The following is a 6,317-nucleotide window of genomic DNA, read 5'->3' as shown; positions in this document are numbered from 1 at the left end:
CCGCGCTGCTGATCCTGGTGAGCGGCCGCGCATTCACCTGGAGCATTGCGCTGGCCACGGCCATGATCATCAGCGCGGCCGTGATGGGGATGCGGGCACGCTGACGCAGGAATTTCAGCAAAATTGGCTGGGAGCGCAAGAAAAATATGCTCTGACAGCTATCAATTTTGAAGTAACCGCCCCCCTCAGGCGGTCAGATGCTCCGCCTGTCAAGCAGTCAGCAGCACAGCAGGTTCATCGCCCGCCAGCACCTGCTGCGCCCAGGGGGCGAGCTTGCGCGTGTCAGCGCGCAGCACCTCCTGCTTCACAGCCAGGATCTGCGCGGGGTGCATGGAGAAGCTGCGCAGCCCCAGGCCCAACAGCAGCCGCGTCATGGTCACATCGCCCGCCGTTTCGCCGCACACACACACGCTCTTGCCTTGGCGCTCCCCCTCGGCAATCACGTCGCCCACCAGGCGCAGCACGGCAGGGTGCAGCGGGTCGTACAGGTGGGCCACGGCCTCGTCGGCGCGGTCGATGGCCAGGGTGTACTGGATCAGGTCGTTGGTGCCGATCGAGAGAAAGTCGAAGTACTTGAGGAAGGTGCGCACCATGAGCGCGGCGGCGGGCACCTCGATCATGGCGCCCAGCTGTACAGGACCATAGGGCTCGCCACGTGCATCCAGCTCACCCCGGGCGAGGTCCACCTGGGCGAGCGTCTGCTGGATTTCGTGCGTGTGCGCCAGCATGGGGAACAGCAGGTTGACCTTGCCATGGGCCGCCGCACGCAGCACAGCGCGCAGCTGGGTGCGGAACATGGCCGGGTCGGCCAGGCTCCAGCGGATGGCGCGCAGGCCCAGGGCCGGGTTCAGGTAGCTGTCCTTGTGGGCCTTGTTGTCCAGAGGCTTGTCCGCGCCCACGTCGATGGTGCGGATGGTGACGGGCAGCCCCTGCATGCCGTCAATGGCCTCGCAGTAGGCGCGGTACTGCTCGTCCTCGCCGGGCAGGTTGCCGCTTTTGCCCATGAACAGAAATTCGCTGCGGAACAGGCCCACGCCCACGGCGCCTGCGCGCACGGCGGCGGCGGCGTCGCCGGGCTGCTCGATGTTGGCCAGCAGCTCGATCTTGTGGCCGTCGATGGTGATGGCAGGCGTGTGGCGCAGGCGCGCCAGGCGTTCGCGCTCCAGCTCAACCTGGCGCTGGCGAAATCCGTATTCGGCCAGGATGATGGGCGAGGGATCAACAATGACCACGCCCGCATCGCCGTCGATGATGACCCAGTCGTCCTGGCGCACCAGCTGGCTGGCGGCACGCGCGCCCACCACGGCGGGGATGTCCATGCTGCGCGCGACGATGGCGGTGTGGCTGGTCTTGCCGCCCACGTCCGTCACAAAGCCCGCGAACACGCTTTGCTTGAACTGCAGCATGTCGGCGGGCGAGAGGTCGTGCGCCACCAGCACCAGGGGCACATCCACCGTGTCGTCCAGCAGCAAATCTTGCTGTGTCTTGCGACGCGGGCTGCTGGCCGGTGGTGCCACCGGGCTGGCCACGCCTTTCATGTAGCGCAGGATGCGTTCAACCACCTGCTCCAGGTCCGCCTTGCGCTCGCGCAGGTACTCGTCCTCCATCTCGTCGAACTGGCGCGCAATCACCTCAAGCTGGGTGGTGAGCGCCCACTCGGCGTTGTACAGGCGCTCGGTGATCCAGTGTTTGACGCCGCCCGTGAGGGCTTCGTCCTGCAGCAGCATCAGGTGCACATCCAGCAACGCGGTCAGCTCGTGCGGCGCGTCGGCGGGCATGTCGGTCTGCAGGCGCTGCAGCTCCTCGACCACAGCATTGCGGCCCTGGCGCACGCGTTCGATCTCGCCTTCGACCTGGGAGGGCTCGACAAAGTAGTGCGCCACATCCACCCGGCTGGACGCCACCAGCACGGCCCGGCCAATGGCAATACCGCGTGCAACTGCGAGGCCGTGGACGGAGAAGGTCATGGTGGTGTGATCAAAGGTTCGACGGGGTCAGGACACGGGCGAGGTGGGCAGGCTTATTCACCTTCGCCAAATTTGTCGGCAATGAGTGCCAGCAGGGCGTCCATGGCCTCCTGTTCGCGGTCGCCGTTGGTTTCCAGCTCCACTTCAGAGCCCAGCCCGGCGGCCAGCATCATCACGCCCATGATGCTCTTGGCGTTGATGCGGCGCTCCCCCTTGCTCATGAAAACGTCACACGGAAAGCTGCCGGCCAGCTTGGTGAGCTTGGCCGATGCGCGGGCGTGCAGGCCCAATTTATTGCTGATGGTCGTACGGGTCTTGATCATGTCGGTTACGGCGGTTCTGGTTCTGCGGCGCGGAAATGGCCACCTGCATCACCCCTTGGGTACCACCCACCACGGCGCGGGTCACCACGGAATCGAGCGGCTCGGCCCGGTAACTCACGGCGCGCAGCAGCATGGGCAGATTGACACCCGTCACCAGGCGCGAGCGCACGCCGTCTACCAGGCGCTGCGCCACGTTGCAGGGCGTGGCGCCGAACACATCGGTCAGCACCAGGGTGGTGTCGGTGCCCAGCTGGTCCAGCATGATGCGTGCCTGGGCCAGCGATTCTTCGGGGGGCTGGTTGGGCTGCACGTCGAGCGCAGCCACGCTGCTGCCGCAGTCGGCAAACACGTGCAGCGCACATTCGCGCAGCGCATGGGCCAGTGGGGCGTGGGCAATGATGAGGATGCTGGTGGGGCTCATGGTCACGACTTACGCCACGCGGGGACCAACGAAGGGCCGGTCACGAAGAGGCCGCCGGTGGTTGCATCGATGGTTGCGCAAGTGTTCATGGTGTGGGGGTTGTCAGCACATTATGGCGCCGCCCCCGAAGCAGGAACCATGCGTAGGCGCTGGCGTTGCATGCCAGGTACACCGCCATGGCCGCCTGGAACGCCGGCACGGTGGCCAGCCCCGCGGCTGCAAAGGCGTCCACCGCCAGCCCGATGCCCCACTGCACCACAAACACGCCCACAAAAATCACGAGGTTGTAGGCCGACAGCGCCCGCCCTGCCAGCGCCTGCGGAAACGCCATGGCCACGGCGGGCTGCGACAGCGACACAAAGGTGCACGACACGCAGAACAACGCCCAGGCGCCGCCCCCGGCCTGGGGCCCCGCCAGGATGATGCCCAGCAGCACCACCGAGCACAGCGGAAGGCCCATGGCCATCAGCCGGTCGGCACCAAACCCCTTGCGCAGCAGCCAGGGGTTGACCATGCCCCAGGTCCAGAAGGTGCACAACATGGACACGTTGATCCAGAACAGGCCCGTCGCCGACTCCAGGGCGGTGTAGCCCGCCACGCGCTGCATCCACGGCCCGGCCCACAGCGTCTGCATGGCCACCATGCCGCCGTAGCAGAAGAACCCCAGCGGCGCGAGGCGCTGGAAATAAGGGTGCCGCCACACCACGCCATAGCCCTGGGGCAAGGCCTCTGCGGCGCCGGAATCGGCCTTCGCCTGCCCCGCCAAACCCCAGCCTGGCACCCACAGTGCAATCACCACCATCGACAACGCGATCAATACCGCCAGCCCCCAGAACAGCGGGCGCCAGCCCACCAGCGGCAACGCCCATTGCACCGGCAGCGTGGATGCCACCATGCCCAGCGAGCCCGTCATCAACATCCACGAGTTCGCCCGCATCTGCGCCACCGGCTCCAGCCACCGGCGGTAGCTAGTGAGCGGTGCCATCAGGCAGGCGCTGACGCCCGCGCCGCACAGCACCCGACCGGCGAGCAGCCCCGAAAACCCCGTGGCCGCCGAAAACACCAGGCTGCCCACCACGGCCACGCCCAGGAAGCCCAGTGCGACCTTCTTGGGGCCATGCCGGTCCAGCCAGGTCCCCAACGGCAGCTGCGTGGCCGAGAAGCCCAGAAAGTACCCGCCCGCCAGCAGCCCCAGGTCCCGTGCCTGCAGCGAGAACTCCTGGGCCAGCGTGGGCGCCAGGGTGGCCGTGACGGCACGCACCAGCGCCGACAGAAAGTAGGCAAAGGCAAACGCCAGAAAGACGATGACGGCCGCCCGCCGTGGCAACACGCCGCCGCTGCTCATCGTCATGGCAGCGCCAGGCCAGCGAAGAACTGGTCGGCCACCTCCGGCCGGGGCTTGGCGGTGTAGACGACGGCGTGGTACAGCCGCACCTGCGGCCCTGCCGCGCGTGCAAACCACACGGCCTGCGCGACCACCGCGCTGCCATCGGGACGCTGCCCCTGAGCCACGGTACGCACCGACTGCGGCAGGGGCAAGGTGCCGCGCGGCGCGTAGGGTACGTCTTTGGCGCCCGCTTCGGCCCCTGCCCCCAGGCGCGCCAGCATGGCAGCCCGCCAATGGGTGAGCGCTGCGCCCACCTGGGCAGGGTCGGCCAACGCGGCATGGGACACGGCAAAGGTGGCGCCATCGGCATCACAGCCCACCATGGACAGTTCCACCGGTGCACCTGCCAGCTCCACGGTGCGAGTGGCCTGGTCGGGCTTGCACGGCAGGGTGATGGTCAGGTCCGCTTCGGGCAGCGGCACGGTGCGCCAATTCAGTGCGGGGCTGCAGCCCGCAATCAGCAGGGCAGCGGCCCCGGTCAATGTCCATTTCATCGGGGCATTATCGGCAGAGTCCCCGATGTCGGCCCTGCCCTGCGTTCTGCGGCGAACTTTTGCGGGAAAGTGGAGTCCAGCCTTGGTGTGGAGGGCGCCGCTCGCGCGGTGAGCGGGCCACTCCGGCACAATGCAGGGTGGGGCACAGGCCCCGTGTTTCTTTTGGGATGGGTGGTGAAGTCATGGCGATCAAGCATTGGGCAGCAGGTGTGGCGGTGGCAGCGTTTGCCGCTGTGAGCGCCTATGTGTACCTGGACACAGGCCGCGCCGAAGCGCCTGCATCGACCTTCGTGCTGCTGGATGGCTCCAGCAAATCCACCGCCGACCTGAAAGGCAAGGTCACCCTGGTCAACTTCTGGGCCACGAGCTGCACCACCTGCGTGGCCGAAATGCCCGAGATCATCGCGACCTACAACAAATACAACAGCAAGGGTTTTGACACCCTGGCCGTGGCCATGAGCTACGACCCGCCCAGCTACGTGGTGAACTTTGCCGAAACGCGCAAGCTGCCCTTCCAGGTGGCCATCGACAACACCGGCAACGTGGCCAAGGCCTGGGGCGATGTGCGCCTGACGCCCTCCACCTTCATCGTGAACAAGCGGGGCGAGATCGTGAAGACCTATGTAGGCGCCCCCAATTTCCCGGAGCTGCACCAGTTGATCGAGAAGCTGCTGGCAGAAACCTGAGCAGCGGGGCGGACACAACGCTCCCGCATGCACCCCAGCCCGTTCGGGGCATCAAAAAGGCCAATTTCGAAAGAAATTGGCCTTTTGCGCTAGTGGATCATGCCTTGATTGCTATGCAAAACATAGCAACATGATCCTCCAGTGATCGCGTCACTTCGCTCGGAAGTTGTCGTGGCAGGCCTTGCAAGTGCCTGCAGTGGCACCAAAGGCGGTTTTCAGGTTGTCCAGGTTGCCTGTCTTGGCCGCAGCGGCGAGTTTCGCGGTCTCGGCTTCCAGCTTTTCGGCATGGTCCTTGAACTTGGCCTGCTCGGTCCAGATTTCTGGCAGTGCCTTGGTGGGCGCGCCCTTGTCGGTGCCGGGACCAAAGCCTGCCCATGGCAGCTTGGCCATCTGGGCCACGATGTCGGCATTCTCCTGCGCCACCTTGGCATCGAACGGCGCGCGGCCGTTGGCCATGGCGCCGAGGCGGCCGAAGTGCTGGCCCATCACAAACAGCGCACTCTGGCGGTATTTGATGGCATCTTCGGCTTTGGCAAATTGGGCGGAGGCGGGGGCGGACAGGGTCAGAGCCGCAGCCGCCAGGGTCAACGCAGCAAATGCTTTCATCGGAACTTCCTTTTTCGTGGGTGGAACAGAATGGTGCCTTCCAAGCCTGCGCAGTATGCCGGTTTGGGCGCGTTTGTGCTGTGGCTGGGAGGTTACAGGTCCGGCCGCCCTGCCGCACAATGCCGCATGCTTCCTCATCCATCCCTCACTTCGGCGCACCGCCTTTGACCACCATGACGCAGCACACCGTACGCATCTGGGACCTTCCAACCCGCATTTTTCATTGGGCCCTGGCGGTCTGCATCGTGGCGCTGGTCATCACCGCCAATGTGGGAGGCAATGCCATGGTCTGGCATTTCCGCCTGGGCTACACGGTGCTGGCGCTGCTGGTGTTCCGGCTGGTCTGGGGATTGGTGGGCGGCCGCTGGTCGCGATTTTCGGCGTTCCTGTACTCGCCAGCGCGGCTGCTGCGGTACCTGCGTGGCACGCCCCA

8 protein-coding genes and 1 pseudogene are annotated in these 6,317 nt (G+C 66.0%); 3 read left to right on the top strand and 6 right to left on the bottom strand.

Translation table 11 applies throughout. The features are described 5' to 3' along the window. A pseudogene (locus DBR23_RS30740) lies at positions 1–104 on the top strand (EamA/RhaT family transporter); the annotation flags it as partial. Positions 105–209: 105 nt separating this feature from the next. Here DBR23_RS30740 and ptsP read toward each other — a convergent pair. The 5 genes from ptsP to DBR23_RS14920 all read right to left on the bottom strand — a co-directional run bounded on the left by ptsP (position 210) and on the right by DBR23_RS14920 (position 4,592). Further along, positions 210–1,967, bottom strand: a complete 1,758-nt coding sequence (gene ptsP / locus DBR23_RS14940) for a phosphoenolpyruvate--protein phosphotransferase (protein WP_056058884.1) — start codon at positions 1,965–1,967, stop codon at positions 210–212. Positions 1,968–2,020: 53 nt separating this feature from the next. Continuing rightward, positions 2,021–2,290 (bottom strand): HPr family phosphocarrier protein, encoded by a 270-nt coding sequence (locus DBR23_RS14935; RefSeq protein WP_056058887.1) that lies wholly within the window; start codon positions 2,288–2,290, stop codon positions 2,021–2,023. After that, the gene (locus DBR23_RS14930; protein WP_056058890.1) at positions 2,259–2,711 is read right to left on the bottom strand and encodes a PTS sugar transporter subunit IIA; all 453 of its coding nucleotides are present in this window, start codon (positions 2,709–2,711) and stop codon (positions 2,259–2,261) included. The genes DBR23_RS14935 and DBR23_RS14930 overlap by 32 nt, the downstream gene beginning before the upstream one ends. Before the next feature lie 85 nt (positions 2,712–2,796). Continuing rightward, positions 2,797–4,056, bottom strand: a complete 1,260-nt coding sequence (locus DBR23_RS14925; protein WP_108498776.1) for an MFS transporter — start codon at positions 4,054–4,056, stop codon at positions 2,797–2,799. Between the two features lie 2 nt (positions 4,057–4,058). After that, positions 4,059–4,592 (bottom strand): hypothetical protein, encoded by a 534-nt coding sequence (locus DBR23_RS14920; RefSeq protein ID WP_056744131.1) that lies wholly within the window; start codon positions 4,590–4,592, stop codon positions 4,059–4,061. 182 nt (positions 4,593–4,774) lie between these two features. Between DBR23_RS14920 and DBR23_RS14915 the strand changes: the two genes are divergently transcribed. Beyond that, positions 4,775–5,278 (top strand): TlpA disulfide reductase family protein, encoded by a 504-nt coding sequence (locus tag DBR23_RS14915; protein ID WP_108498779.1) that lies wholly within the window; start codon positions 4,775–4,777, stop codon positions 5,276–5,278. A 150-nt stretch (positions 5,279–5,428) separates the two neighbouring features. On the opposite strand, the gene DBR23_RS14910 is transcribed toward DBR23_RS14915, so the two are convergent. Next, on the bottom strand, positions 5,429–5,884 hold the full coding sequence (locus DBR23_RS14910) for a cytochrome c (protein WP_108498775.1): 456 nt from the start codon (positions 5,882–5,884) through the stop codon (positions 5,429–5,431). 173 nt (positions 5,885–6,057) lie between these two features. On the opposite strand from DBR23_RS14910, the gene DBR23_RS14905 reads away from it, so the two are divergent. Continuing rightward, positions 6,058–6,317 (top strand): cytochrome b/b6 domain-containing protein (locus tag DBR23_RS14905; RefSeq protein WP_199227715.1); only part of this gene is annotated, 260 nt, incomplete at its 3' end.

The organism is Acidovorax sp. HMWF018 (assembly GCF_003061035.1).
Taxonomy (GTDB): domain Bacteria; phylum Pseudomonadota; class Gammaproteobacteria; order Burkholderiales; family Burkholderiaceae_C; genus Acidovorax; species Acidovorax delafieldii.
Note: the sequence above shows the minus strand (reverse complement) of the source record. Positions and strands in the feature narration are given on the sequence as shown.

Excerpts from the sequence above, each read along its gene's own strand:
- ptsP (WP_056058884.1), bottom strand. The coding sequence starts at position 1,967 with ATGACCTTCTCCGTCCACGGCCTCGCAGTTGCACGCGGTATTGCCATT.
- DBR23_RS14935 (WP_056058887.1), bottom strand. The coding sequence starts at position 2,290 with ATGATCAAGACCCGTACGACCATCAGCAATAAATTGGGCCTGCACGCC.
- DBR23_RS14930 (WP_056058890.1), bottom strand. The coding sequence starts at position 2,711 with ATGAGCCCCACCAGCATCCTCATCATTGCCCACGCCCCACTGGCCCAT.
- DBR23_RS14925 (WP_108498776.1), bottom strand. The coding sequence starts at position 4,056 with ATGAGCAGCGGCGGCGTGTTGCCACGGCGGGCGGCCGTCATCGTCTTT.
- DBR23_RS14920 (WP_056744131.1), bottom strand. The coding sequence starts at position 4,592 with ATGAAATGGACATTGACCGGGGCCGCTGCCCTGCTGATTGCGGGCTGC.
- DBR23_RS14915 (WP_108498779.1), top strand. The coding sequence starts at position 4,775 with ATGGCGATCAAGCATTGGGCAGCAGGTGTGGCGGTGGCAGCGTTTGCC.
- DBR23_RS14910 (WP_108498775.1), bottom strand. The coding sequence starts at position 5,884 with ATGAAAGCATTTGCTGCGTTGACCCTGGCGGCTGCGGCTCTGACCCTG.